Origin of the sequence: Bacillus spongiae, assembly GCF_037120725.1 — a bacterium.
Taxonomy (GTDB): domain Bacteria; phylum Bacillota; class Bacilli; order Bacillales; family Bacillaceae_K; genus Bacillus_CI; species Bacillus_CI spongiae.
Genome location: NZ_JBBAXC010000001.1, coordinates 331,328 through 355,139 on the forward strand (window position 1 = coordinate 331,328; position 23,812 = coordinate 355,139).

Genomic DNA, 23,812 nt, shown 5'->3' on the forward strand with positions numbered 1-23,812 from the left:
TTATTTAGGTAGAAAAGTAATGAACTGGTACAATTCATACTTTTTCATCCGTTTATGTCTATCTTATTTACGTTTAAAGTGAACGACCGCACTGTATAGTGGACGTCCTTCAGGAGTCATTACTACTTGGTGATTGACAGAATGTACGGATAAAAGAATGGCCTTATTATGCTCGATTTTTTCATTTATTTTTTGCTCTAACAGTTCAATCCTATCAGCTTCAAATAGTTCTATCTTATCTTCAAATAAATCTAGATGTAAATTCATACAAATACCTCCGTGAAAGTTAACTGTTAATATTGTAAGAAAAAAAACAAAGGAAAAGCAAGCATCTTTTATTGAACTTATAGATAACGTGTGATAAATTAATAACAGTTTTGAAATTAATTCATAGTATATTTATAGGAATTATATACTTTAGGACAAAGAGGTGTTCAAAGTGGGTAGAGAATTTTTAGATATCTTTGAAGAATGGGCAGATTCGTATGATGAGACGGTCGAAGGTCATGATATTCAATATAAAGAAGTATTTAGAGGATATGAGTCAATTTTGACAAAGGTGACTGAAAGGTCAGAGGGGACTGTTTGGGAATTTGGCTCTGGGACAGGGAACTTAACCATTAAATTATTGAAAAAAGGATTAGAAGTAATTGGAATTGAACCATCAAAAGAGATGAGGGCAATCTTTACTAAAAAATTAGGGGATTCTATCCAAATCACAGACGGGGATTTTTTAAGTTACAATATAGAAAAAAAGCCGGATACTATTGTTAGCACTTATGCTTTCCATCATTTAACAGATGATGAAAAAGCACTTGCCTTTCAGCAGTATAGCAACGTTCTATCTAAAGGTGGTAAAATAGTGTTTGCAGACACCATATATGAGTCAACAGAAGCATATAAAGCAGGAATTAAAGACGCGAAGGATCAAGGGTTTACTGATTTAGCAGCTGATTTAATACGTGAGCATTACACAACCATCCCAGCATTAACTAAAATGGCTGAAGCTGCGGGGTTTAATGTGACCTTTACTAAGTGTAATTCCTTCGTTTGGCTCATGGAAGCTATCAAACAATAGAAAGAGGTATTCCCATGAAAATTGCCATTATTGGTGCAATGGAAGAAGAAGTATCGTTATTACGCTCTAACATTGAGAGCGCAAGTTCAGAGGAAGTTGCTGGATGTGAGTTTACAACAGGTCGTATGAAAGGGAAAGAGGTTGTTTTATTACGGTCTGGAATCGGTAAAGTAAATGCTGCGATGTCTACAGCTATACTATTAGAAAAATATAAACCTGACATGATTATTAACACAGGTTCAGCGGGAGGTTTCGACCCTTCTTTAAATGTAGGGGATATTGTCATTTCAACAGAAGTTCGTCATCATGACGTTGATTGTACAGCCTTTGGATATGAATACGGTCAAGTCCCACAGCTTCCAGCAGCATTTGAAGCGGATGCTAACCTTGTTTCAGTAGCTACTGAAGCTGCAAAAGACGTGATGGATGTACAAGTTGTAAAAGGGTTAATTGCTACAGGTGACTCTTTTATGAGTGACCCAAAACGTGTAGCTTCGATTAAGAATAAATTTGAACGACTTCAGGCTGTAGAAATGGAAGCAGCTGCGATTGCACAAGTAGCACATAATTTTTCTGTTCCTTTTGTAATCACTCGTTCTCTTTCCGATATTGCAGGGAAGGAATCCGATATTTCTTTTGACCAATTTTTAGAGAAAGCGGCAGTTAATTCTGCTAATTTGGCAATGAAAATGGTAGCGGAACTCTAGGAAAAAAGGGGCTTCTATTAGAAGTCCTTTCGCTTTCCGATATTTTGCTGCATGAAAAAAGGAGATAAAATGATGAAAACATATTCTTCCGTTCATGAACTAATTGGAAATACTCCTCTGGTTGAAATACAATCTTATTCCCTACCAAATGATGTACGTTTATTTGCTAAATTAGAATTTTATAACCCTGGTGGAAGCATTAAAGATCGTCTCGGAAAAGAGTTATTAGAAGATGCTATTCAGAATAATAAAGTTTCTGCAGGAGGTACCATTATCGAACCGACTGCTGGAAATACGGGAATCGGTTTAGCTTTAGCTGCCATCAATGAAGACATCGACGTAATCTTTTGTATTCCAGAAAAATTTAGTATTGAAAAGCAAGAACTGATGAAAGCCTTAGGAGCCAAAATAGTACATACCCCCACTCAAGAGGGTATGAAAGGGGCAATTGAAAAAGCGAAACAACTCCTAAATGAACTACCTAATTCTTATTGTCCTCAACAATTTGATAATGCTGCAAATCCGCTTACTTACTATAAAACACTAGGTCCAGAATTATGGAATCAGCTAGACGGGAATATTGATATATTTGTTGCTGGAGCTGGGACGGGTGGAACGTTTATGGGGACCACAAAATATTTAAAAGAGCAAAACGATAAAGTGAAGGCTTGTATTGTTGAACCCGAGGGTTCGATTTTAAATGGCGGTGAATCTGGCCCACATAAGACAGAAGGAATAGGAATGGAATTCTTACCATCTTATATGGATCCAGATTATTTCGATAGTATTCATACTGTATCAGATGAAGCAGCCTTTCAACGGGTCAAGGAGTTAGCACGACAAGAAGGCTTGTTAGTGGGAAGTTCATCCGGAGCTGCACTACATGCAGCCCTTAAAGAGGCAGAGGAAGCAAAGCCTGGTAGCACGATTGTGACAATTTTCCCAGATTCAAGTGAGCGATACTTAAGTAAAAAAATATACGAAGGAGGCATTTAATATGCGTCAAAAAACAAAACTCATTCACGGTGGAATCCCAACAGATCCATATACAGGGGCAGTAAATGTTCCAATTTATCAAGTGAGCACGTATAAGCAGGAGGGAGTAGGGGGACATAAAGGATTTGAATATTCCCGTACTGGAAATCCAACTCGTCATGCGCTAGAAGAGTTAATTAAAGACCTTGAAGGAGGAGAACGAGGTTTTGCTTTCGGGTCTGGAATGGCCGCAATCACGGCTGTTATGATGCTTTTTAATAGTGGAGACCATATAGTGTTTACAGATGATGTGTATGGTGGAACATTTCGCGTAGTAACGAAAGTCTTAAATCGTTTTGGAATTGAGGCGACTTTCGTAGATTCAAGTAATCTAGAAAATGTTCATAATGCTATTAAAGACAATACAAAAGCTATTTACATTGAAACACCGACAAACCCTCTGTTGAAAATTACCGATATAGAAGCTGCCGCAAATTTAGCCAAGGAGAAAGGCTTGTTAACAATTGTTGATAATACGTTTAGTACACCTTATTGGCAACAACCAATTCAGCACGGGGCAGACATTGTTTTACACAGTGCCACAAAATACATTGGTGGACACAGTGATGTCGTAGCGGGACTAGTTGTAACAAGTACAGAATCGTTAGGAGAAGAGCTCCATTTCGTTCAAAACTCTACGGGAGCTGTTTTAGGACCACAGGATTCATATTTACTAATCCGTGGAATTAAAACACTGGGCATTCGGATGGAGGAGCATGAAGTTAACACGAACAAAATAGTGGAATTTTTGGTAAAACACCCTAAAGTCAAGAAAGTATATTATCCAGGACTTGAAAGCCATCCTAATCACGGGATAGCGAAAAAACAAGGAAGCGGTTTTGGCGGTATGGTATCTTTTGATGTCGGTAGTGAGCAAAACGCTGACAACATTTTAAATAGTACGAAATATTTTACCCTTGCTGAGAGCTTAGGAGCAGTAGAAAGCTTAATTTCAGTACCGGCCCGAATGACACATGCTTCTATTCCTGAAGAGCGCCGAAATGAACTAGGCATTACTGAAGGGTTAGTCCGTATTTCTGTAGGACTCGAAGATGCTGACGATTTAATTGAAGATCTACAAAATGCTTTAGGTGAGTAGGTCCAGATTAAAATCTTTCTAGTGAAAAATAACATTGACTCAAAAAGGAAAGTTTTTGACTTTCCTTTTTTGGTGGGATTTTCTTGTAAAGAAATGTCAAAGACTATGTTATAGTAGAAATATAGATAACTACAATGTAGGTGATAAAATGAAAAGAAAGCTTACAGAAAAACTCATCGACTATAAACGGTTTGCTTATACACTTGTTGCTGTTAGTGTATTTTTATATTTAGGAGTCGTTCTTCCAACTGCAGGAAAAACACCTTTTAAAGAACATACTTTAATGGTGTTTACCGCTCTTTTTTTAGTAGGTTCTTGTTATTTTTTCTATAAAGCACTATCAATAAAAAAACAACTAGTCAAAATGGATGATGAAACTTCTATATAATCTAGTAAATGAAAACGCCTTGTGCGTTTTTTTTTCTAGAGCAATACTATTAAACAATATTTTTTAAAAAATAGGCGAAAAGATGGTTTACATTTCTTTGGATTTTGGATATACTTACCACTGTAAGAAAAATTAAAGGAGGACGAATGAAATGATTAGAAAAACTTATTTATACAGAACAACTAAATATCATGATGTACATTCGACTCCATTTAGGATTTTCAGTTAATAAATAATTTTCATGTCACAATATGAAGCCACAGGAGCGAGACATCCTTCTGTGGTTTTATGCCACAGGAGCTGTAATCACCTGTGGTTTTTTTGTGTGTAAAAGGAGGGAAAATGATGACTCTAAATGTATTATTTGTATCAATTACACTTCAAAAAAGAACAAAGACCTTTGTTGAAGAATCACATGATCAAGAAGTAATGACACTGTATGAAACACAAAAACAAAAACAGCTTACTTATCATTCATTGGTGTAATGAAAGGAAGCGAAGGGGAGAGAATGATGACTCTAAATGTATTATTTGTATCAATTACACTTCAAAAAAGAACAAAGACCTTTGTTGAAGAATCACATGATCAAGAAGTAATGACACTGTATGAAACACAAAAACAAAAACAGCTTACTTATCATTCATTGATGTAATGAAAGAAGTATAGGAGAGAGAATGATGACATTGAATTTATTATTTGTTTCAGTAACATTCCAAAGAAGAATAAAATCACAGCAACAAAATTTTCATGAAATTGAAGTAGGAAAAATGTATGAAACACAAAAACAAAAACAATTTTCGTATTACCCTATAATGTAAAGTATGGACGAAAGGAGGGTGCGAAATGACGTTAAACATCTTCTTTATAACGATTTCTATTAGGAAACGACAAGTAACAGCTCAACAGTTAAATCATGAACTAAAAGTGAAATCACACTTTACTGAAGTTCAAGAACGAAATGCTCACTATAATTTATTCTAATAGAGTGTTTTATGGATTTAAAAAATGAGAGGAGATAAGAAAATGATGGTATTTATTCAACAAAAGAAGCTAAATTCACTATGGGTTGAGAAGGACTCTGCCTAACGAATTACTACTAGGGAGGGATCGATATGTTTCTGTCAGTTAGTTTATGGTCTATTTTAATTATGAATAAATGGTCGGGTTTAAGGAAACGAACAAAGAAAGGAAAGAGGACCTTGTAACTACCCTATTACCCCTTATACTTGCGAAATTAACGGAATACTTTCGAATGTAGCTTATGAACTTATATATTCACATTTTTGTCATAGGTTAGTAACGGATTGTTCAATTTCATTTAAATTTTCGTGAGATTTCTGTGATAAATTAATATTATAAGAAGGCAATATAAGGGGGAATTGAGATGTTTTCAATGATTATGGGATTGGTATTAACGACAGCTATAGCACTGATTATCACTGCGGAGATAAGCGTAGAATAGTTTAATAAAATTGATTTTCCTTTTGTGAAAAAGCCCCCAATAGGGGGCTTTTTTTGCTATTTAATGAAGAAGGATGAATAATTAGTAAGAAGTATTGCGTTTTTCCTTTTCCTCTCGAAAAAATTCATGAAACATCTTCATCAATGCTCTTTTTTCTATTCGAGAAACATAACTTCTTGATATTCCTAACTCTTTAGCAATTTCTCTTTGGGTCTTTTCTTCCTTCATATCTAATCCGAATCGTCCAATAATCACTTCTTTTTCTCTGTCATCTAAAACACAAATATATTTTCTTACCTTTTCCAGTTCCATGTTTAATTGAATGGTTTCAATGACATCTTCAGCCTCTGATTGTAAAATATCAATGAGAGATATTTCATTGCCTTCTTTATCTTGACCGATGGGGTCATGGAGAGATACGTCTTTTTTTGTTTTCTTTAATGCACGTAAATGCATAAGAATCTCATTTTCAATACACCTAGCAGCATAAGTAGCAAGCTTTGTGCCTTTCCCTTCTGAGAAGCTCTCAATTGCCTTTATTAAACCGATTGTTCCGATCGATATTAAGTCTTCCGTATCTTCGCCGGTGTTTTCGAATTTCTTGACAATATGTGCAACAAGACGGAGATTATGTTCAATTAAGAGATTTCTTGCATTCTCGTCACCTTGTGCCATAAGAGCGAGGTTTTTCTTTTCTTCTTCAGGTTTTAGAGGTTGAGGAAAGGCGTTGTTTTTAACATACGAAACAAGAAACACCAATTCTTTTACTAAGAAACCTAAAGCAGTGAGAAGGGCCGACATAGAATTCACCTCCACTGTGGCAATAGCCTATTATTATATCTATGCAATTGAATTGATGTCCTTGCATGTCTTTTGCAATGGTTTGCAAGTGAAAAGTATATTTCAACCATCCTTGTTAGAAACTAACGAATGAATAATAACAGGGAGGAAATATCGTGGAAAAACTAAAACAATGCTTGAATAATCAAATTGCAAATTGGACGGTGCTTTATACGAAATTACATAATTACCATTGGTATGTAAAAGGGGATCAATTTTTTACCCTTCATGAAAAATTTGAAGAATTCTATAATGAAGCGGGCACGTATATTGATGATCTTGCAGAACGATTACTCTCGATTGGGGGGGAACCTGTCGCAACTTTATCAGAATGTTTGAAAAATTCATCCATTCAAGAAGCAAGAAACAATGAAGGAGCAGCGGAAATGGTGAAGAGTTTAGTTGGAGATTTTACTTTAATTATTGAGGAATTAAAAAAAGGAATGAAATTAGCTGAAGAAGCGGGCGATGAATCCACCGGTGATATGCTGTTAGCCATTCATGCCAGTCTAGAAAAACAGAATTGGATGTTGAAAGCATTTTTAGGTGAAAAAATATAGTTCTTAGCATCATCAATGTTCATTGCCTATACAAGATCTACTTCATTGACATATAGTATTGAAACAAATGAGGGGGAATGAGCCGTGTATTATTCCTGTCCAGTCTATTATCCTTGTCCAGTGTATTATCCATATCCTCCGCCTGTAAGGGGATATGCTTCGCGATACTATTTCGCTTTAGCGGTTGTTTTGCTGATTTTGCTCTTTTTATTTGGTGGTTGGTGTTTATACCGCTCGTATTAAAAAGGATCCTAGCCAATGGCTGGATCCTTTTATACTTTCTTCAATCGATAATTACTGATCATCATAAATGATAATACAATTAGGATAAATAAAATGACAGGTGACGGGATATAAGACTTAGCAATAAATAAAATTGTGGTAAAGCAACCTGCAGCTGTAATCGGTAGTCCTGAAAAATAACCATCATTTTCTGCGATATTAAAACGAGCAAGTCGAAAGGCACCGCATGCGATATAGAAAACAGTGAAAAACATGGCAGGAGCTCCAAATTCATTAATGACACCTAAATAAATAAGAAGGGCAGGTGCTACTCCAAAAGAGATGATATCGCACATAGAATCCAACTGTTTACCTAGTTCAGACTCAATTCCGAGTTTTCTTGCAGCCATACCATCAAATCTGTCGGCAAGTGCAGCAAAAAATATTAGTATTGCACCTAATTGAAGTTGTCCTTCTATGATGTTAATAATAGCAAAGCTACCTAAAGATAAATTTAAAATCGTTAGTGCATTGGCGGTTTGCGCTTTTAGCTTTCTAACTGTATTGTCAATGACCTGTGAAAGGAACATATCTCACACTCCTAAAAAGGGAACACCCTTAAGTAAAAATAATGTATAATAATAGTTTATTATATACCTAAGAAACAATTGTGGAAAGACACAAATTGAAAATGGAGGAAAAGGCTTGAAAAAATACGTTTACCAAACGCTTATTGAACTGACGAATAAGAGATGGAGTTCAATGATATTACAACGCTTTGTACAATCATCTATTAGTAAAAAATTGATTCCTGCTTATATTAAATTATATAAGATTTCTCAATCAGATATTAAAAAAAATCTCACTCAATTTACATCGCTACATGATTTTTTCATTCGTGAACTAAAAATCGATGCTCGATCTGTTCACACAGAAGAAGAAATGGTGGTCAGTCCAGTTGATGGGGTTATTGAACACTCTGGAAATATTACACAATCATTAAAAATGATTGTGAAAAATAAAGAATATTCAGTTGAAGAAATGCTAGGAAGTCCTGAGAAGGCTAGGCAATACGAAAATGGAACTTTTATCGTTATCTACTTAAGCCCTGCACACTACCATCGCATTCACAGTCCTCTTTCGGCAGATGTAGTAGCTAATCATACTTTAGGAAAACATTCTTATCCTGTTAATGAGGCGGGGTTAAAATATGGAAGGGCTGTATTGAGTAAAAATTTTCGGAAAATCATTGAATTGAGAAAAGGGTCTAAAAACGTAGCTATGGCAATGATAGGTGCTATGTGGGTCAATTCAATTGAGGTGACGAACGATCGGTCCAAGTGGCGTAAGGGAGAGGAAGTTGCATATTTCTCGTTCGGTTCTACGGTCGTTTTATTATTTGAAAAAGGACAGTTTATTCCGATGTTGCCTAAGGGGGACAGGGCAATCCAAATGGGACAAGCAATAGGGAAGTTATCAAAATAAAAAGAAGCCCTGTTGAAATAGTCAACAGGGATCTCTATTTATGAAGACACTTTCATCACTTGATAAAGACCACGTCGCTGTAGTTCTTTTTCAATTAGGGATATAAAGTCTGGGCTTAAGTGAAGTTCTATCGCTTTGTAATAAGACTGAACTAATAACTCGTCAGAAAGCTTGCGCACGGTCCTTCACCTCCAATAAATATTAATGTTCTAATTGGCTATATCGCACATAAATATGCCAGTTCATCAAGATGTATTCTAACTTTATCAAATTATTTACATTGGAACAAGCGTTCTCTTATCCACAGGTTTTGGTGGATAAGTTGTGGTTAAATTGTACATAAGCAGTATTAATGCTTATGTATCGTTGTGGTAAAATGTGGATTACTTTATCCACATAAAAGAGAAAGTGAAATTTGTCGAAAAATTTTATGTTTCGCCTATGAAGTATGTTGTAAGATAGAATTTTTTTATAGGTTATGTATAATTGAATAGGACACAGGGGAGAGTTTCTAGATACATCATTTTTTGTTCAAGTGTAGGTGTAAACAAAGAAAAAAGATAAGCTATACACTTTATGAGAAAAATAATAATAAAGAGGTGTGAATGTGTTAAAATCGTTTTTACCAAACAAGCAAGTTAAGGATATTTTTCAAATAACACCAAAGGATCTAAAAAATCAAGGCATTAAAGCCGTTATAACGGATTTAGATAATACGTTAGTTGAATGGGATCGTCCAAATGCTACGCCTAAACTAACGGAATGGTTTAAAAGGATGCAAGAAGAGGGCATTCTAGTAACGATTGTTTCTAATAACAACGAAGCAAGAGTCAAAGCATTTTCAGACCCTTTAGGAATTCCATTTATTTATAAAGCACGAAAACCAATGGGAAAAGCATTTTCACGAGCAATAAAAGAGATGAATGTAAATAAAGAAGAGACGGTAGTCGTAGGCGATCAATTATTAACAGACATATTAGGTGGAAATCGCAATGGCTTTTATACTATACTTGTCATTCCTGTTGCACAAACTGATGGATTTGTAACGAAATTCAATCGGCGAGTAGAAAGAAGAATTATGTCTTGGTTTAAAAGAAAAGGTTTATTAAATTGGGAGGAACAATCGTGAGTGAGCAAAATATAGTATGTGTAGGGTGCGGAGTGACAATTCAGACGACAAATAAAGAAGAAATGGGCTATTCTCCACCCTCTGCTTTGCAGAAAGAAACCATTATATGCCAACGCTGCTTTCGCTTAAAGCATTATAACGAAGTTCAAGATGTTAGTCTAACGGACGATGACTTTTTAAAAATATTAAACGGCTTAGGTGAAGTAGAAGGCTTAATTGTAAAGGTTGTTGATATATTCGATTTTAATGGAAGCTGGTTACCTGGATTACATCGTTTTGTTGGCAACAACCCCATTTTACTCATCGGCAATAAAGTTGATTTATTACCGAAATCAGTAAAAGAAAATAAAGTAATTAATTGGATGAAACATGAGGCGAAAGCACTCGGACTAAAACCAATCGATATACTTCTTGTTAGTGCATCTAAAGGAAGAAATATTGCCCAAACCTTAGAGGCAATTGAGACTCATCGAGCAGGGAAAGATGTTTATGTTGTAGGTTGTACGAATGTAGGGAAGTCGACCTTTATTAACCGAATTATAAAAGAAGTTTCAGGTGAGGAAAACGTTATTACTACTTCTCATTTTCCAGGAACGACATTGGATATGATAGAAATCCCTTTAGATGATGGGACAGCATTAATTGATACTCCAGGAATCATTAATCACCATCAAATGGCCCATTATATCGGTAAAGAAGATTTAAAGGTAATTACACCGAAGAAAGAAATTAAGTCAAAGGTTTTTCAATTAAATGAAGAGCAAACGCTTTTCTTTGGGGGACTAGCACGATTTGATTTTCTCTCAGGAAACCGAACCCCTTTTGTGTGTTATGTATCAAATGAGCTCAACATTCATCGAACAAAACTAGAAAAAGCAGATGAACTATACAATAATCACGTTGGTGAAATGCTGACTCCTCCTAGGTCAAAGGAAGTCGGACATTTTCCTGAGTTAATTCGTCATGAGTTTATGATTAAAGAAGGAAAGACTGACATTGTATTTTCAGGATTAGGATGGATTACGATAAATGACCCAGGTGTTAAAGTTGCTGCCTATGCCCCAAGAGGGGTAAGTGTATTTAAGCGTAAATCATTAATTTAAAGGAGGGGATAGTATGAACAGATTGTTTGGGGTAATTGGAGACCCAATTGCTCATTCAATGTCTCCTCTTATGCATAATGCTATTATTTCAGCCCATCATTTAAAAGGTTATTATCATCCTTTTCATATAAAGAGAAAAGACTTAGAAGTTGCTATTAAAGGGATGAAAGCGCTGGGGGTAGAAGGGTTTAATGTTACTATCCCTCATAAGGAAAGTATATTGCCATTATTAGATAAGGTTGACCCACTTGCCAAAGCTATTGGTGCAGTGAATACTGTGGTTCGTGAAGGAGATAGCTTAATTGGGTATAATACGGATGGAGATGGATTCATCTCATCGTTAGAAAAGACGGTTTGTAATGAGGATTCTGTATTGGTGGTTGGAGCAGGAGGAGCAGCCAAAGCAATAGTTTATTCACTGGCGAATAAGGGGATTGCTCATATTGACATAACAAATCGAACAGTTGAAAAAGCAGAGGAAATGTTACAAAAATGTCCTTTTCCCCTAAAAGGGAAAGCTCTTTCTCTTGAGATTGCTGAAAAGCATCTAAACCGATATGATGTGATTATTCAAACGACGTCAATTGGCATGCATCCTTATATTGAGGAAAGCCCAATGGAAGTGAGACAGTTAAAAAAATCTGCATTTATAGTAGATATAATATACAATCCAAGTGAAACGAAGTTTTTACAGGAAGCAAGAAAGCAAGGAGCACAAGTGCAAAATGGCTTAGGAATGTTTGTTCATCAGGGAGCTCTCGCTTTCGAAAAATGGACAGGTATTCAACCTAATACTATGAAGATGAAGCAAGTGGTTTTAAATCAACTAGGAGGAAATGACAATGCTAACAGGTAAACAAAAACGATTCTTACGATCAAAAGCTCATCACCTTACACCGATTTTTCAAGTTGGGAAGGGCGGAGTTAATGAAAATATGATAAAACAAATCGATGATGTGCTAGAGAGTAGAGAATTAATTAAAGTAAGCATTTTACAAAATTGTGATGAAGACCGAAATGATGTCGCGCAAGATTTATCTAAGGGTGCTCATGCACAAGTTGTTCAAATAATTGGAAATACGATTGTCTTATATAAACAGTCTAAAGAAAATAAACAAATTGTTCTTCCTTCTTAAGGTGAAGAAATGAAGAAAAGAGTAGGTTTACTGGGGGGGACATTTAACCCACCCCATATCGGACATTTAGTTATAGCTAATGAAGCATTGGGGCAGTTAAACCTTGATGAAATTTGGTTTATGCCAAATGGAAACCCACCCCATAAAGAAGTGAAGGGTCATATAAGTAATGAACAAAGAAGAAAAATGGTAGAGCTTGCTGTTCAATCTCACCCTTCCTTTTATGTGCAGCCGATTGAATTAGAACGTGAAGGCAAGTCTTATACAGTTGATACGATCCATTTACTTAAGGAACAACATTCTACGATTGATTATTATTTTATTATTGGTGGAGATATGGTGGAGTCGCTACAAACTTGGTATAAAATAGACGAATTAATGAAAATGGTTTCGTTTGTGGGTGTCAATCGACCAGGACATTCAATAAAGACTCCCTTCTCAATTGAGATGATCGAGGTACCAAATTTCGAAATCTCCTCAAGTGCTATTCGATTAAAATGTAAAGAAGGGAAAAGTATAAAATATCTTGTTCCCGATTCTGTCATGACCTTTATCGAGGAGGAGAAATTGTATGGATCGTACTGAGGCCCTTAGGATAGTGAAAGCGCAATTAACGCCAAAGCGCTACCAACATACGTTAGGTGTTTTAGAAACGGCAGTATCGCTTTCAAAAACGTTTGGTGTGAAGGAAAAAGAGGCTGAGCTAGCAGCAATTTTCCATGATTACGCAAAATTTAGGCCCAAGAAAGAAATGAAAGCGATTTTGATAAAAGAAAAGGAAGATCCTCGTCTTTTGGACTATAATGAGGAGCTATGGCATGCACCCGTGGGGGCATATTTAGTGAAGGAAGAGGCTGGAATTACAGAAGACACCATTTTAAAAGCGATTCGATACCATACATCCGGAAGGCCAAATATGACATTATTAGAGAAAATTATTTATGTGGCAGATTATATCGAGCCAGGTAGAGATTTCCCGGGCGTTGGAGAAGCTAGAAAATTAGCTGAAAAAGATATTGATCAAGCTTTATTATTTGCATTAAAAAACACGATGACATACCTTCTTTTAAAAGGGGCTCCTATTTTTCCTGAGACATTTGAAGCGTATAATTATTTAGTAAATAAAGGAGTGAAAGTATAGTGAAGAGTGATGAGTTATTGAATGTAGTATACGAAGCTGTAGATAATAAAAGGGCTGAAGATATCGTGGCCTTAAATATGCAAGGTATTTCCCTTATAGCGGATTATTTCTTAATATGTCATGGTAATTCTGACAAGCAAGTTCAAGCTATAGCACGTGAAATAAAAGATCTGGCTGAAGAAAGAGAGCAAACTGTGAAACGAGTGGAAGGGTTTGATGAAGCCAGGTGGGTATTAGTGGATTTAGGTGATGTGGTAGCTCATATATTTCACAAAGATGAAAGAGATTATTACCATTTAGAACGTTTATGGGGGGATGCTCCTTACGTTGAATTTGCGAGTGAGACAGGAAAATGAGTTACGGGAAATTTGCTTATGTTTATGACTATTTAATGAGTGATGTCCCTTATGAGGAATGGATGACTTTTACACTGGCGAGACTTCAAGAACATCAAATAACGCCTCAAAAGGTGTTAGACTTAGCGTGTGGGACTGGAGAGATGTCATGTCGTTTTGCTAAAGAAGGATGGTCTGTTACTGGGGTAGACTTATCGGAAGAAATGCTAATGGTGGCACAAGAAAAATCGACGAAACAAAAGTTATCACTTTCTCTCTATCAACAAAATATGAGCGAGTTAGAGGGATTAGGTGCGTATGATTTAATTACAATTTATTGTGATTCCTTAAATTACATAACGAATGAAGAAAGTATTCAGTCAACCTTTCAACGGGTTTATGAGCACCTAGATAATGAAGGTCTATTTATATTTGATGTACATACTCCCTATAAAGTGAACTCCATTTTTATGGGAAACACATTTACTGAACGAGATGACTTAGTTTCTTTTATTTGGGATTGCCTTCCTGGAGAATGGCCATTAAGTGTCGAACATGACTTAACGTTTTTTGCTCTAGAAGAAAGTGGTCAATATGAACGGTTTGATGAAATTCATGTACAGCGAACATTTACTTCAGAACGATATCAAGAATGGCTTAAAGCCGTGGGGTTTGAAGTTAAGGACATCTATTATGATTTTTATCATAATGAAGCTTTTGATCAAGCTGAAAGGATGTTTTTTGTGTGTCAAAAAAGAAGAACCTAGTTGTTTAGGTTCTTCTTTTTTATCGGCAGGAATTTAAAGAGTGGCATCGAATAGTACTATCAAGCGTTGAATTGTTTGTTTGTTTCTTGTACATCTTCCTTAAATTTTTTATGTGTAGCTTGAAATAACTGATTAAACATATCCCCTATCTCTCTTTCCAATACAGTTATTCCTTCTCCCGTAACTCCTCCTTTTACACAAACCTTTTCTTGAAGCGATGGTAATGTGTACACGTTTTTCTTTAATAAATCCCCTAGACCAACAAGCATTTGTGATGCTAGAAGAGTGGCTTGTTGTTGGGATATTTTCGTTTCCTCTACAGCCCCATCGATAAAGCGTTGTGTGATATAGCTGAAAAAGGCTGGTCCACAACTGACAATATCAGAAGCTACCCTCGTAATTTCTTCTTCGATTTCAACAGGAATCGAAATATTATCTGCTAAGCTTGTTAAAGTTAATTTCCAATTGGTTGAGCAATTTTCCCCAAATGATAAAAGGGAAACCCCCGCTAATACGCGATTGGTAATACTCGGTATCATTCGAGCACAGGAGCAATCTACGATTGACTCTAGTTGCTTCACACTTACTGGACTTGTAATGGACACAAGGCATTTATTATTTGAGAAAAGATGCCTATGTTTAAACAATATCGGGAACATATCTACCGGCTTAACACAAAGAAACAGAAGGTCTGCCATTTGGATGGTATCCGAAATGGATTTGCAAACGGTTATTAACGGGATATCCTTTTGAATATTCTTTGCCTTATGGATGCTCCGATTAGTAATATAAAGTTGGGAAGGAGAAATAGCTTCCGATTCTACAAGAGCCTCAATCATAATTTTTCCCATGTTGCCCGTACCAATAATGCCAATTTTCATGCTGAATCCCCTCCTTCTATATCCACATTCTCTCATACAATCTATGTCGTATTCGTTCTATTTATGCTAATGGAGGTGAATTAGAATATGAAAGAATGGATACTGCTGTACAAAAAGCCAATCTTATTTGGAACCTTATTCATTGTAGTTTTTTTAATTTATTATGAAACAGCCGTTAAAGAGAAAAGGAATATCGAAGTTTTACCGCCTGTATTACAAGAAACAGAGGAAGTAAATCAACATACAGAGGAAGTTTTAATGGTTGATGTGAAGGGTGAAGTGACTCACCCAGGAGTGTATGAAATGATGGTGAATGAACGAGTCATTGATATTATAAAGAAAGCTGGTGGGCTTACGAATCAAGCGGACGCTTCAATGATTAATTACGCCCAAAAAGTAAGAGATGAAATGGTTATCACCATACCTAAAAAGGGAGAGGTGATAGATGGAGGAACTTCACAAGGGACTACACTTAATCTTAATGTAGCGACAAAAGAAGAGTTAGAAACTCTTTCGGGAATTGGTCCATCTAAAGCAGAAGCCATTATCAAGTATCGTGAAGACAATGGTCCATTTGAAAGCGTTGACGATCTCCAAAATGTTCCTGGAATCGGTGAAAAAATGCTTTTTCAAATAAGAGAGGATGTTTCAATCAACTAAAAAAGTATATTGACGATGTCTTCTAATACTCGCTACACTAAAGATAATGAAATGAAAGGGGAAAAACATGAATAGAATTTCCTGGAATGAATATTTTATGGCTCAAAGCCATTTACTATCATTACGAAGTACTTGTACAAGGTTAGCTGTTGGTGCCACGATTGTAAGGGATAAACGGGTCATTGCAGGTGGATATAATGGATCCATTACGGGAGGAGATCATTGTATCGACCATGGTTGCTATGTCATTGATAATCACTGTGTCAGAACGATACATGCGGAAATGAATGCTGTCTTACAATGTGCCAAATTCGGGGTGCCAACCGAAGGGGCTGAAATATATGTCACCCATTTCCCTTGTTTGCAATGTGCGAAATCGATCATTCAAGCTGGTATTCAAACAGTATACTATGCTCAAAATTATAAAAATCATCCGTATACGATGGAATTATTTAACCTAGCAGGAGTAACTGTGCAGCATGTTCCATTTCAGCAAAATCAACTTGATCCTCAATCCGTTCAAAAAGAAGAACTGGTAAATGAACTCTTATTAGAAGTTGAAACAAATGGAACTTCAGATGAATCGCTATCAACACTTAAGAAAAGAGCTTTGCAGCTCTTTTCAAGCTGAAGTGCATGATATTTTATGTATATATCACTTTCTCCTTTGTTATTGGAGTATCCCTTCAGCTAACTGCTGGAGGGGGATTTATGTTACTTTGTTTCTTCCTTCTCGTTATCCTCTTTAAAAAAATGCCTCTAACTGCTGTACCACTTTTAATTGCTTCGTTTATTATTGGTTACGAATATACTGAATATATCGACGCTAACCAAATCTCCTCATACAACGGTAATGAAACCTCGTTTACCATTTTCGTAAAAGAGCCTCTTCAACAACAGGACGATAATTTAAGGGGAATTGTTTATACGACAAAAGAACGTTTTCTGCTTACTTATTCTTCTCCTAATGTAACAGAACATTCCGTTAACAACTTATCCTTTCCAATAGGTTCAAAATGTCAAGTAGAGGGGAAATTAGAAAAGGCGAAGAAGCCATCAAATATGAATGCATTTGATTATAGGCAATACTTGCGAAATCAACAGGTGTATTGGACCCTTGAAGTACATCATGCTGTTTGTCAAAAAGATGGAAAGAGTCTTTCTATATTCATTAATCAATGGAGAGATCGAGCTAAATCATTTATTTTGAGTCATTTTGGTCAAGCTAGTCCAGTAGCATTGGCATTGATTATGGGTGATCGCTCGGAGCTTTCAGAAGATATTTACAAAGCGTTTCAACGAATTGGTGTCATACATCTGTTAGCAATTTCAGGGTTACATGTAGGAATCATTACAGGAATTTGTTATTATGTTTTTCTGCGATTTGGCATGACTCACCGTGATATAAAAGTAGTGCTGTTATTCTTTTTACCATTGTTTGCTCTATTTACAGGAGCTGCTCCTCCTGTTGTACGTGCAACGGTTATGCTAATGCTTATTCTCATCTCTTCTCTAATCAAACTTAATATAAATAGTTTAGCGGCTGTGTGTCTTAGTTTAGTGTTGAATATTTTGTACGACCCACGACTGATTCTGTCTCCTGGGTTTCAGTTGTCCTATTGCGTTTGCTTTGCATTAATTTTATCCTCACGAAAGCTCTTCCAAGGAAAACCTTATTTTACTGTGATGTGGAGAGTAAGTGTCGTGTCAACGATCTCTTCGTTACCGATTATTTTATTTCATTTTTATGAGGTCTCGATTATAGGCTTAATCACTAATTTAGTGTATGTTCCTTTCTTTTCCTTTATTATTTTACCTCTTTGCTATCTCACTTTCTTCATTAGTTTAATGATTCCGACTTTATCGGATAGGATAATCTATCCATTAGAACAATCTATAAAGATAATGGAAGATATGTCTATTATGATAAGTTCAATTCCGTACTCGACAGTCTTACTCGGTAAACCTTCGATTCCCCTTCTTTTCTTTTGTTTATGCTTAATTGTTTCATTCTTTTATTTTTGGGAAAAGGGCAAGACCCTTTACCTTTTTATCTTATGTTGCACATTCTTTTTTCTTTCCTTTATTCTCCCCTTTTTATCTCCAAAGGGAGAGGTAGCTTTCTTAGATGTTGGTCAGGGGGATAGTATTTTTATTAAACTGCCGTTTAACAAAGGGAACTACTTAATAGATACAGGAGGGATGATGCCTTATAACAGTAGTTCAACATACGATGTGGGAGAGGCCATTATCGTTCCGTTTTTAAAAAGCAAAGGTGTAAAAAGAATCGATAAGTTAATTTTAACGCACAATGATTTTGACCATATTGGAGGAGCGACTGCAGTCATGGAGGAGTTTATTGTAAAGGAGATCGTAATAAGTCCGTCATCGTTAGATAATGTTGAAATGAACAAAATAGCTAGCAAAGCAGCTAGCAAACAAATCCCTATTTTACAGGTGAGAGCAGGAGAAACATGGACGAATTCAGGAGGTTCTTTCTTGGTTGTCTCACCCTTTGAGGAGCATTATGAAGGGAATAATGACTCGCTCGTTATATATGCGGAACTAGGAGGGAAACGATGGCTATTTACAGGTGATTTAGAAGAAGAGGGGGAGAGGCAATTACTTCAGAAATGGGAGCTTGATATTGATGTCTTAAAAGTTGGGCATCATGGGAGTGATACGTCATCAACGGAAGAATTTATCAAGTCGTTAACTCCTCAAGTATCAATCATCTCAGCAGGGAATAATAACCAATTTGGTCATCCACATGAAGCGGTCCTTTCCAGGTTGCAATCTGAAAAGTCAAAGGTTTTTATTACAGCAAAACAAGGGGGGATTCATTATGAATATGCCGGAAATAGTGGAACGTTTTATACGGTTCTCCCATAGAATACTGTAACAATAATGAAAAAAGAGTTCGTATTTACGAACTCCCTTCCATCGTTATTAAGATCCTAAAAATTGAATCAATGTTGCAATGGCAAACATTGTAGCAAAGAACCCAAAAGATACTATAAATCCAACACCTGAATCAACAGCATCATTACGTTTTGATTGAACATTTTTTTCGAATTGGTTCACAAGTACCCCTCCTATTTCTATTTTAGTATAGAGGATTGTCTTTAAAAAATCTATACTTCTCTTCACATTTTCCTTTACTAGAAAGAGTTTACACCTATAGTTTATTCTAAGGGGGTTAAAATAAGCTTACCAAGGGAGATACCGTCAAGAAAGAGGAATCCTAGGTCTTGTTTCTTGACGTTTATATAGATTTAGGGGGGGGCCTTCTAGACAAGGTACCCCTCTTACCCCTTGATTTATCCTCTGCGCTTCCTTACCATTATAAATGAAAGATAAACTATAATTTGGAGCGGTTAATAGTGGTTACAACTATATGGAAAGACTTAGAACGAAAAAAATTCTCGTCCCTTTATCTATTATATGGTACAGAGGACTTTCTTATCAATGAAACGAAGCAAAAGCTGATTCAAAATGCACTCTCCCAAGAAGAAATGGATTTTAATTTTGCCTCCTATGATTTGTTGGAAACACCAGTAGAAGTAGCGCTTGAGGATGCGGAAACTTTCCCTTTTATGGGGGAAAGAAGAGTAGTCACCTTACATAATCCTGCTTTTCTCACATCTGAAAAAATAAAAGAAAAAGTAGAACATAACATTTCAAAGCTTGAGCAGTACCTTCATTCCCCTGCACCGTACACCATCCTTGTTATTGTAGCCCCATACGAAAAACTGGATGAACGGAAAAAGATAACGAAAACGTTAAAAAAAACTGCGACGGTTTTGGAAGCAAAGAAGCTAAACGAGCATGAATTGAAGAGGTGGATTCGAGAGAGAGTGTCTTTAAACGGTGGGGAAATTGATGAAGAAGCGATTGAGCTATTATTAACTTTGTCTGGTACCAATTTAATGATGCTTACAAGTGAAATCGATAAATTATCCTTATTTGTGAATAAAACGAAACGCATCGATACACAGATCGTCAATCAGCTTGTAGCACGTTCATTAGAACAAAATATATTTGCTCTTGTGGATAAAGTGATTCATGGTGAAACAGAACAAGCTCTACGTATATACTATGACCTATTGAAGCAAAATGAAGAACCAATAAAAATATTATCCATTATCGCCGGCCAATTCCGCTTAATCTATCAAGTCAAAGAATTATCCAGAAAAGGATATGGCCAACAAAAAATTGCTTCCTTCTTAAAAGTTCACCCTTTTCGGGTAAAATTGGCAGCTGGACAAGCTAAAGCTTTTTCAGATGAACAGTTAGGTAAAGTCATGCTCTTATTATCTGAAGGTGATTATGACATGAAGACGGGTAGGAAAAAGAAAGAAATGATTGTTGAATTGATTTTACTACAACTGCATAATTTATAAGGGACAAGACTGACGTAATTGCACTTGGAATAAAATGTAAAAAAGACAAAAAAAACGATCCAATTGGATCGTTTTTTCGTTTATTATGCGTTAACTTTCTTCATTAAGCGAGACTTTGTACGATCAGCAGTGTTTTTATGGATTAGACCCTTTTGAGCTGCTTTATCTAATTGCTTTACTGCATCGCTAAGAAGTTCAGTTTTGTTGCTTTCGTTGTTAACAACTGCTGCTTCGAATTTCTTAACTGCTGTACGCATGGAAGATTTTACCGTAGCGTTTTGCGCTTGACGAGCTTCACTAGTTTTTACGCGTTTGATGGCAGATTTAATATTTGGCATTCCTGTCACCTCCTAAAAAGCGATCGAGATCTATTTTACTCGATGATTACATTTTTCATTTTGAATGAGAACAAATGATATTTTACCAAACGATAGAGTGGAATGCAATACTCTTCCTTTAGAAAGCATTGATATGAATGAAGAAAAAGGAGCAGGGCAAACTGAAAAAAGCATGATTTATCTAAATGTGGAGGTGGAATACGTTGTGAAAAAAAATGAACTAGATTTATCCCGTTATTCGGTTCGAACAGATTTAGCAGTTGAAGCTAGGGAGATGACACTGCAAGAAAATGAAAAACAAGGTGTTGAAACGAATCGTACTCATCTAAAAGGAGTTCTCATTGAAGAACGAGAGAAAATGGGTGTTACGATTACGACGATTAAGATAACCCCAGAGGGAGAAGAGGTGATTGGAAAGAAAGCCGGTCACTATTTAACCATTGAAGCACTAGGAATTCGTGAAGAAAATACAGATATGCAACAAAAAGTAGGGGAGGTGTTTGCTGAAGAATTTAGTGAATTTTTAAAGAGAAAAGGCATTTCAAAGGAGGCCAGTGGCTTAATAGTTGGATTAGGGAACTGGAATGTAACTCCAGATGCTTTAGGTCCGATTGTATGTGAGAACATTCTTGTGACAAAACATTTATATGCCCTGCAACCAGAAAACGTTGAAGAAGGATATCGACCAATAAGTGCAATTTCTCCAGGTGTTATGGGGATTACGGGGATTGAGACAAGTGATATTGTTTGCGGTGTTGTTGAAAAGACAAAGCCTGATTTTATTATTGCAGTCGATGCCTTAGCAGCGAGAAATGTTGAAAGAGTCAATGCGTCTATTCAAATATCGGATACTGGCATTCACCCTGGCTCTGGAGTGGGGAATAAACGTAAGGAACTAAGTGATCAAACGTTAGGTATACCTGTTATTGCGGTTGGAGTCCCTACGGTTGTCGATGCAGTAACTATTGCTAGTGATACAGTAGATTATTTATTAAAACATTTCGGCAGAGAGATGAAAGAAGGGGAGAAACCTTCTCGTTCGCTCGTTCCAGCTGGAATGACCTTCGGTGAGAAGAAAAAATTTACTGAAGAGGATTTACCCCCTGAAGAACAGCGAAAAACTTTTTTAGGTATGGTTGGAACGTTAGAAGAACAAGAAAAGAGAAAGCTCATTCATGAAGTGTTAGCACCAATCGGACATAACTTAATGGTAACACCAAAAGAGGTCGATGTTTTCATTGAAGATATGGCGAATTTAATTGCAAATGGCTTAAATGCCGCTCTTCACGACGCAGTTAATCAAAGCAATACAGGGTATAAAACGAGGTAGAGTATAAAGGTAAATATCGGTTCTACTTTCTCTAGTAACAACATAGCTTTTAATAGAGTTAATTAGAGAGGGTGGAATCATGAAATCTTTTAAGACGTCGCATCCAATTATATTAATAAACATCACAACCATTGCTAAAGGTATCTTTCTCTTGAGCGCTTCACTCCTTTCCGTTTTTTTGCTGTCAGGCTTTTTAACCTCCTTAAAGCCTGAATACCGAATTACATCCGATTCTGTTCACCGAGCAACCGAAAATCTCTCCGGTGCATCGCTGTTTCGTCTTTTTGCGCTAGAAAATCGAATTTACGAAAGTAGCCTAACTGATGAGACAGAGTGGCCAAGTGTTTCAGATATAGTCGTATCGTTGACGACAAATATACGTTTTGAAGACCCGCGAAGCTTTTTAGGGAGAGAGCTCCCAGGCTTTTCAATATTTGATGGAAAAATTTTAGTAGCTGGTGAAGGGACCGATTACACCAATTTGCCAATCGAATCAGAGCCTCCTGAAGGGACATTTGAGAATGAAGCAGAGCTTCAAAATACAGATGGCATTCCAACAGATATACCTGGTGAATCTAACAGTGTCGATGAAAAAAAGGTTTATATCTATTTTTCCCATACTAGAGAGTCTTTTCTTCCGTATTTAAAAGGGCAGACAGACCCGGATAGAGCTTATCATTCTCAACTGAATGTAACCAAAATAGGTGAAACATTAAGGGCGGAGCTCGAAGATTTAGGGGTAGGAACGATTTCTGATCCTACTGACATCAACACGAAATTAGTCGAAAAGGGAAAGCCGTTTAGTCAGTCTTATAATGAATCACGAACGGTCGTACAGGCTTCTATGCAGGAACATGAAGATTTAATGTATTTTATCGATATTCATCGTGATTCTCAGCGGCGAGAATTTACGACGAAAACGATTGGTGACCAGGATTATGCAAAGCTATTTTTTGTTGTCGGTAAGGAACATGCGAATTATGAAGAAAACTTAAAGGTCGCCACCGATCTTCATAATTTGTTAGAAAAACAATACCCAGGTTTATCTCGTGGAGTTCTTGAAAAATCTGGACCAGGGATAAATGGAAAGTACAATCAAGATTTATCTGGAAATGCCATGCTTATCGAGTTTGGTGGGGTAGATAATACCTTTGAAGAATTAAATCGAACAGCAGAAGCCTTTGCAAAAGTATTTGCCGAGTACTATTGGCAGGCTGAGAAAGTATCTGCTCCTAGTAATGAATAGAAGATAGACAAACGTAGGAGTCAGTCTTGATGAATGGAGGTTGCAAAAGAATGACAACATTTCTTACTAAATGTATTGTACTCATGACAACGTTATTTATAGGGGTGCTCATTGGGATGCAAGTAGCCTCAAGCGGAATGAGTAATGACGATGGTTATCTTTTAGCGGATCCTTCCATTCACTATTCTATAGGAGAAGAGGAAGGTTATCCAAATGAGACAATCTTTGAAAAACAAGAAAAGCTTGAAGAAATGAAATCTTTCAACTTCTTCTCTTCGATAGGAAAAGGACTGGCAGAAGCTGTATCTACTGTAATCAATGTAATAATTGAGACTGTATCCTCCTTCCTATGAAAAAAATCATTTTATCGACAGCTATTTATCCTTGAAGGAAGTCGGTTTACACAATGTCCATTCTTCTATTTATAACGCGAAGCATCTATTTACTAGATTAATAAATAGATGCT

At 36.3% G+C, this 23,812-nt stretch carries 33 protein-coding genes; 26 read left to right on the forward strand and 7 right to left on the reverse strand.

The features are described 5' to 3' along the window. Window positions 1-63 precede the first annotated feature (63 nt). Window positions 64-267 carry a DUF2536 family protein gene (locus tag WAK64_RS01540; protein WP_336585157.1) on the reverse strand — a complete coding sequence of 68 codons (204 nt, stop codon included), beginning with the start codon at window positions 265-267 and terminating at the stop codon, window positions 64-66. A gap of 172 nt (window positions 268-439) precedes the next feature. On the opposite strand from WAK64_RS01540, the gene WAK64_RS01545 reads away from it, so the two are divergent. From WAK64_RS01545 to WAK64_RS01585, 9 genes are all read left to right on the forward strand, one after another. Continuing rightward, window positions 440-1,078: a class I SAM-dependent methyltransferase gene (locus WAK64_RS01545; protein ID WP_336585158.1), complete on the forward strand. Its 639-nt coding sequence runs from the start codon at window positions 440-442 to the stop codon at window positions 1,076-1,078. Between the two features lie 14 nt (window positions 1,079-1,092). After that, entirely contained in the window at window positions 1,093-1,785 is a 693-nt protein-coding gene (mtnN, locus tag WAK64_RS01550) for a 5'-methylthioadenosine/S-adenosylhomocysteine nucleosidase (RefSeq protein ID WP_336585159.1), read from the forward strand. Window positions 1,786-1,857: 72 nt separating this feature from the next. Beyond that, a complete protein-coding gene (locus WAK64_RS01555; RefSeq protein ID WP_336585287.1) occupies window positions 1,858-2,781 on the forward strand; it encodes a PLP-dependent cysteine synthase family protein in 924 nt (307 codons plus the stop codon). Window position 2,782: 1 nt separating this feature from the next. After that, the gene (locus WAK64_RS01560) at window positions 2,783-3,919 is read left to right on the forward strand and encodes a bifunctional cystathionine gamma-lyase/homocysteine desulfhydrase (RefSeq protein WP_336585160.1); all 1,137 of its coding nucleotides are present in this window, start codon (window positions 2,783-2,785) and stop codon (window positions 3,917-3,919) included. A gap of 148 nt (window positions 3,920-4,067) precedes the next feature. Next, entirely contained in the window at window positions 4,068-4,307 is a 240-nt protein-coding gene (locus WAK64_RS01565; RefSeq protein WP_336585161.1) for a YrhC family protein, read from the forward strand. A 342-nt stretch (window positions 4,308-4,649) separates the two neighbouring features. Further along, complete coding sequence (locus WAK64_RS01570; protein WP_336585162.1) at window positions 4,650-4,793, forward strand: YrzI family small protein; 144 nt, start codon at window positions 4,650-4,652, stop codon at window positions 4,791-4,793. Window positions 4,794-4,816: 23 nt separating this feature from the next. Continuing rightward, window positions 4,817-4,960 carry a YrzI family small protein gene (locus tag WAK64_RS01575; RefSeq protein ID WP_336585163.1) on the forward strand — a complete coding sequence of 48 codons (144 nt, stop codon included), beginning with the start codon at window positions 4,817-4,819 and terminating at the stop codon, window positions 4,958-4,960. 22 nt (window positions 4,961-4,982) lie between these two features. Continuing rightward, window positions 4,983-5,126: a YrzI family small protein gene (locus WAK64_RS01580; RefSeq protein ID WP_336585164.1), complete on the forward strand. Its 144-nt coding sequence runs from the start codon at window positions 4,983-4,985 to the stop codon at window positions 5,124-5,126. Window positions 5,127-5,151: 25 nt separating this feature from the next. Beyond that, entirely contained in the window at window positions 5,152-5,289 is a 138-nt protein-coding gene (locus tag WAK64_RS01585) for a YrzI family small protein (RefSeq protein WP_336585165.1), read from the forward strand. 562 nt (window positions 5,290-5,851) lie between these two features. Here WAK64_RS01585 and sigK read toward each other — a convergent pair. Further along, window positions 5,852-6,571, reverse strand: coding sequence for an RNA polymerase sporulation sigma factor SigK (gene sigK / locus WAK64_RS01590; protein WP_336585166.1), 720 nt, complete (start codon window positions 6,569-6,571; stop codon window positions 5,852-5,854). 152 nt (window positions 6,572-6,723) lie between these two features. Between sigK and WAK64_RS01595 the strand changes: the two genes are divergently transcribed. Next, window positions 6,724-7,170, forward strand: a complete 447-nt coding sequence (locus WAK64_RS01595; protein WP_336585288.1) for a Dps family protein — start codon at window positions 6,724-6,726, stop codon at window positions 7,168-7,170. Window positions 7,171-7,442: 272 nt separating this feature from the next. On the opposite strand, the gene pssA is transcribed toward WAK64_RS01595, so the two are convergent. Beyond that, window positions 7,443-7,982, reverse strand: a complete 540-nt coding sequence (gene pssA / locus WAK64_RS01600) for a CDP-diacylglycerol--serine O-phosphatidyltransferase (RefSeq protein WP_336585167.1) — start codon at window positions 7,980-7,982, stop codon at window positions 7,443-7,445. Between the two features lie 115 nt (window positions 7,983-8,097). Between pssA and WAK64_RS01605 the strand changes: the two genes are divergently transcribed. Further along, entirely contained in the window at window positions 8,098-8,877 is a 780-nt protein-coding gene (locus tag WAK64_RS01605; RefSeq protein ID WP_336585168.1) for a phosphatidylserine decarboxylase, read from the forward strand. 38 nt (window positions 8,878-8,915) lie between these two features. Here the strand turns inward: WAK64_RS01605 and sda are convergent, their stop codons facing one another. Further along, a complete protein-coding gene (gene sda, locus WAK64_RS01610) occupies window positions 8,916-9,056 on the reverse strand; it encodes a sporulation histidine kinase inhibitor Sda (RefSeq protein WP_336585169.1) in 141 nt (46 codons plus the stop codon). Window positions 9,057-9,484: 428 nt separating this feature from the next. Here sda and WAK64_RS01615 point away from each other — a divergent pair, with 428 nt between their 5' ends. Genes WAK64_RS01615 through WAK64_RS01650 form a run of 8 tightly spaced genes read left to right on the forward strand, consistent with a single transcriptional unit; the run spans window position 9,485 to window position 14,488 of the window. Next, the gene (locus WAK64_RS01615) at window positions 9,485-10,006 is read left to right on the forward strand and encodes a YqeG family HAD IIIA-type phosphatase (protein ID WP_336585170.1); all 522 of its coding nucleotides are present in this window, start codon (window positions 9,485-9,487) and stop codon (window positions 10,004-10,006) included. Further along, on the forward strand, window positions 10,003-11,109 hold the full coding sequence (gene yqeH / locus WAK64_RS01620) for a ribosome biogenesis GTPase YqeH (RefSeq protein ID WP_336585171.1): 1,107 nt from the start codon (window positions 10,003-10,005) through the stop codon (window positions 11,107-11,109). The genes WAK64_RS01615 and yqeH overlap by 4 nt, the downstream gene beginning before the upstream one ends. Window positions 11,110-11,122: 13 nt before the next feature. Then, window positions 11,123-11,965, forward strand: a complete 843-nt coding sequence (aroE, locus tag WAK64_RS01625; RefSeq protein ID WP_336585172.1) for a shikimate dehydrogenase — start codon at window positions 11,123-11,125, stop codon at window positions 11,963-11,965. Beyond that, window positions 11,952-12,245, forward strand: coding sequence for a ribosome assembly RNA-binding protein YhbY (gene yhbY / locus WAK64_RS01630; protein ID WP_336585173.1), 294 nt, complete (start codon window positions 11,952-11,954; stop codon window positions 12,243-12,245). The genes aroE and yhbY overlap by 14 nt, the downstream gene beginning before the upstream one ends. 9 nt (window positions 12,246-12,254) lie before the next feature. After that, window positions 12,255-12,830 carry a nicotinate-nucleotide adenylyltransferase gene (locus WAK64_RS01635; protein WP_336585174.1) on the forward strand — a complete coding sequence of 192 codons (576 nt, stop codon included), beginning with the start codon at window positions 12,255-12,257 and terminating at the stop codon, window positions 12,828-12,830. Beyond that, the gene (gene yqeK, locus WAK64_RS01640; protein ID WP_336585175.1) at window positions 12,817-13,386 is read left to right on the forward strand and encodes a bis(5'-nucleosyl)-tetraphosphatase (symmetrical) YqeK; all 570 of its coding nucleotides are present in this window, start codon (window positions 12,817-12,819) and stop codon (window positions 13,384-13,386) included. The genes WAK64_RS01635 and yqeK overlap by 14 nt, the downstream gene beginning before the upstream one ends. Then, entirely contained in the window at window positions 13,386-13,742 is a 357-nt protein-coding gene (gene rsfS, locus WAK64_RS01645) for a ribosome silencing factor (RefSeq protein ID WP_336585176.1), read from the forward strand. Before yqeK ends, rsfS begins: the two co-directional genes overlap by 1 nt. Next, window positions 13,739-14,488 carry a class I SAM-dependent DNA methyltransferase gene (locus tag WAK64_RS01650; protein WP_336585177.1) on the forward strand — a complete coding sequence of 250 codons (750 nt, stop codon included), beginning with the start codon at window positions 13,739-13,741 and terminating at the stop codon, window positions 14,486-14,488. Before rsfS ends, WAK64_RS01650 begins: the two co-directional genes overlap by 4 nt. Before the next feature lie 59 nt (window positions 14,489-14,547). Here the strand turns inward: WAK64_RS01650 and comER are convergent, their stop codons facing one another. Next, window positions 14,548-15,369, reverse strand: coding sequence for a late competence protein ComER (gene comER, locus WAK64_RS01655; protein WP_336585178.1), 822 nt, complete (start codon window positions 15,367-15,369; stop codon window positions 14,548-14,550). Between the two features lie 87 nt (window positions 15,370-15,456). Here comER and WAK64_RS01660 point away from each other — a divergent pair, with 87 nt between their 5' ends. The 3 genes from WAK64_RS01660 (at window position 15,457) to WAK64_RS01670 (ending at window position 18,921) form a co-directional block, all read left to right on the forward strand. Continuing rightward, window positions 15,457-16,029, forward strand: a complete 573-nt coding sequence (locus tag WAK64_RS01660; RefSeq protein ID WP_336585179.1) for a helix-hairpin-helix domain-containing protein — start codon at window positions 15,457-15,459, stop codon at window positions 16,027-16,029. Window positions 16,030-16,096: 67 nt separating this feature from the next. Then, the gene (locus WAK64_RS01665; RefSeq protein WP_336585180.1) at window positions 16,097-16,660 is read left to right on the forward strand and encodes a ComE operon protein 2; all 564 of its coding nucleotides are present in this window, start codon (window positions 16,097-16,099) and stop codon (window positions 16,658-16,660) included. A 5-nt stretch (window positions 16,661-16,665) separates the two neighbouring features. Continuing rightward, the gene (locus WAK64_RS01670) at window positions 16,666-18,921 is read left to right on the forward strand and encodes a DNA internalization-related competence protein ComEC/Rec2 (protein WP_336585181.1); all 2,256 of its coding nucleotides are present in this window, start codon (window positions 16,666-16,668) and stop codon (window positions 18,919-18,921) included. A 57-nt stretch (window positions 18,922-18,978) separates the two neighbouring features. Here the strand turns inward: WAK64_RS01670 and WAK64_RS01675 are convergent, their stop codons facing one another. Beyond that, complete coding sequence (locus WAK64_RS01675; RefSeq protein ID WP_336585182.1) at window positions 18,979-19,113, reverse strand: YqzM family protein; 135 nt, start codon at window positions 19,111-19,113, stop codon at window positions 18,979-18,981. A gap of 299 nt (window positions 19,114-19,412) precedes the next feature. Here WAK64_RS01675 and holA point away from each other — a divergent pair, with 299 nt between their 5' ends. Further along, entirely contained in the window at window positions 19,413-20,432 is a 1,020-nt protein-coding gene (gene holA, locus WAK64_RS01680) for a DNA polymerase III subunit delta (protein ID WP_336585183.1), read from the forward strand. A gap of 83 nt (window positions 20,433-20,515) precedes the next feature. Here the strand turns inward: holA and rpsT are convergent, their stop codons facing one another. Further along, window positions 20,516-20,770: a 30S ribosomal protein S20 gene (gene rpsT / locus WAK64_RS01685; RefSeq protein ID WP_336585184.1), complete on the reverse strand. Its 255-nt coding sequence runs from the start codon at window positions 20,768-20,770 to the stop codon at window positions 20,516-20,518. A 172-nt stretch (window positions 20,771-20,942) separates the two neighbouring features. Here rpsT and gpr point away from each other — a divergent pair, with 172 nt between their 5' ends. From gpr to WAK64_RS01700, 3 genes are all read left to right on the forward strand, one after another. After that, the gene (gene gpr, locus WAK64_RS01690) at window positions 20,943-22,100 is read left to right on the forward strand and encodes a GPR endopeptidase (protein ID WP_336585289.1); all 1,158 of its coding nucleotides are present in this window, start codon (window positions 20,943-20,945) and stop codon (window positions 22,098-22,100) included. A 79-nt stretch (window positions 22,101-22,179) separates the two neighbouring features. After that, window positions 22,180-23,346, forward strand: coding sequence for a stage II sporulation protein P (gene spoIIP, locus WAK64_RS01695; RefSeq protein ID WP_336585185.1), 1,167 nt, complete (start codon window positions 22,180-22,182; stop codon window positions 23,344-23,346). 29 nt (window positions 23,347-23,375) lie between these two features. Further along, entirely contained in the window at window positions 23,376-23,699 is a 324-nt protein-coding gene (locus WAK64_RS01700; protein WP_336585186.1) for a DUF3679 domain-containing protein, read from the forward strand. The last annotated feature ends 113 nt before the right edge of the window (window positions 23,700-23,812 follow it).

Bases quoted from the DNA above. Each gene is read 5' to 3' on its own strand.
- WAK64_RS01540 (WP_336585157.1), bottom strand. From the start codon at position 267: ATGAATTTACATCTAGATTTATTTGAAGATAAGATAGAACTATTTGAA.
- mtnN (WP_336585159.1), top strand. From the start codon at position 1,093: ATGAAAATTGCCATTATTGGTGCAATGGAAGAAGAAGTATCGTTATTA.
- WAK64_RS01555 (WP_336585287.1), top strand. From the start codon at position 1,858: ATGAAAACATATTCTTCCGTTCATGAACTAATTGGAAATACTCCTCTG.
- WAK64_RS01560 (WP_336585160.1), top strand. From the start codon at position 2,783: ATGCGTCAAAAAACAAAACTCATTCACGGTGGAATCCCAACAGATCCA.
- WAK64_RS01565 (WP_336585161.1), top strand. From the start codon at position 4,068: ATGAAAAGAAAGCTTACAGAAAAACTCATCGACTATAAACGGTTTGCT.
- WAK64_RS01570 (WP_336585162.1), top strand. From the start codon at position 4,650: ATGATGACTCTAAATGTATTATTTGTATCAATTACACTTCAAAAAAGA.
- WAK64_RS01575 (WP_336585163.1), top strand. From the start codon at position 4,817: ATGATGACTCTAAATGTATTATTTGTATCAATTACACTTCAAAAAAGA.
- WAK64_RS01580 (WP_336585164.1), top strand. From the start codon at position 4,983: ATGATGACATTGAATTTATTATTTGTTTCAGTAACATTCCAAAGAAGA.
- WAK64_RS01585 (WP_336585165.1), top strand. From the start codon at position 5,152: ATGACGTTAAACATCTTCTTTATAACGATTTCTATTAGGAAACGACAA.
- sigK (WP_336585166.1), bottom strand. From the start codon at position 6,571: ATGTCGGCCCTTCTCACTGCTTTAGGTTTCTTAGTAAAAGAATTGGTG.
- pssA (WP_336585167.1), bottom strand. From the start codon at position 7,982: ATGTTCCTTTCACAGGTCATTGACAATACAGTTAGAAAGCTAAAAGCG.
- aroE (WP_336585172.1), top strand. From the start codon at position 11,123: ATGAACAGATTGTTTGGGGTAATTGGAGACCCAATTGCTCATTCAATG.
- yhbY (WP_336585173.1), top strand. From the start codon at position 11,952: ATGCTAACAGGTAAACAAAAACGATTCTTACGATCAAAAGCTCATCAC.
- WAK64_RS01635 (WP_336585174.1), top strand. From the start codon at position 12,255: ATGAAGAAAAGAGTAGGTTTACTGGGGGGGACATTTAACCCACCCCAT.
- yqeK (WP_336585175.1), top strand. From the start codon at position 12,817: ATGGATCGTACTGAGGCCCTTAGGATAGTGAAAGCGCAATTAACGCCA.
- WAK64_RS01650 (WP_336585177.1), top strand. From the start codon at position 13,739: ATGAGTTACGGGAAATTTGCTTATGTTTATGACTATTTAATGAGTGAT.
- comER (WP_336585178.1), bottom strand. From the start codon at position 15,369: ATGAAAATTGGCATTATTGGTACGGGCAACATGGGAAAAATTATGATT.
- WAK64_RS01660 (WP_336585179.1), top strand. From the start codon at position 15,457: ATGAAAGAATGGATACTGCTGTACAAAAAGCCAATCTTATTTGGAACC.
- WAK64_RS01665 (WP_336585180.1), top strand. From the start codon at position 16,097: ATGAATAGAATTTCCTGGAATGAATATTTTATGGCTCAAAGCCATTTA.
- WAK64_RS01670 (WP_336585181.1), top strand. From the start codon at position 16,666: ATGATATTTTATGTATATATCACTTTCTCCTTTGTTATTGGAGTATCC.
- rpsT (WP_336585184.1), bottom strand. From the start codon at position 20,770: ATGCCAAATATTAAATCTGCCATCAAACGCGTAAAAACTAGTGAAGCT.
- gpr (WP_336585289.1), top strand. From the start codon at position 20,943: ATGATTTATCTAAATGTGGAGGTGGAATACGTTGTGAAAAAAAATGAA.
- spoIIP (WP_336585185.1), top strand. From the start codon at position 22,180: ATGAAATCTTTTAAGACGTCGCATCCAATTATATTAATAAACATCACA.
- WAK64_RS01700 (WP_336585186.1), top strand. From the start codon at position 23,376: ATGAATGGAGGTTGCAAAAGAATGACAACATTTCTTACTAAATGTATT.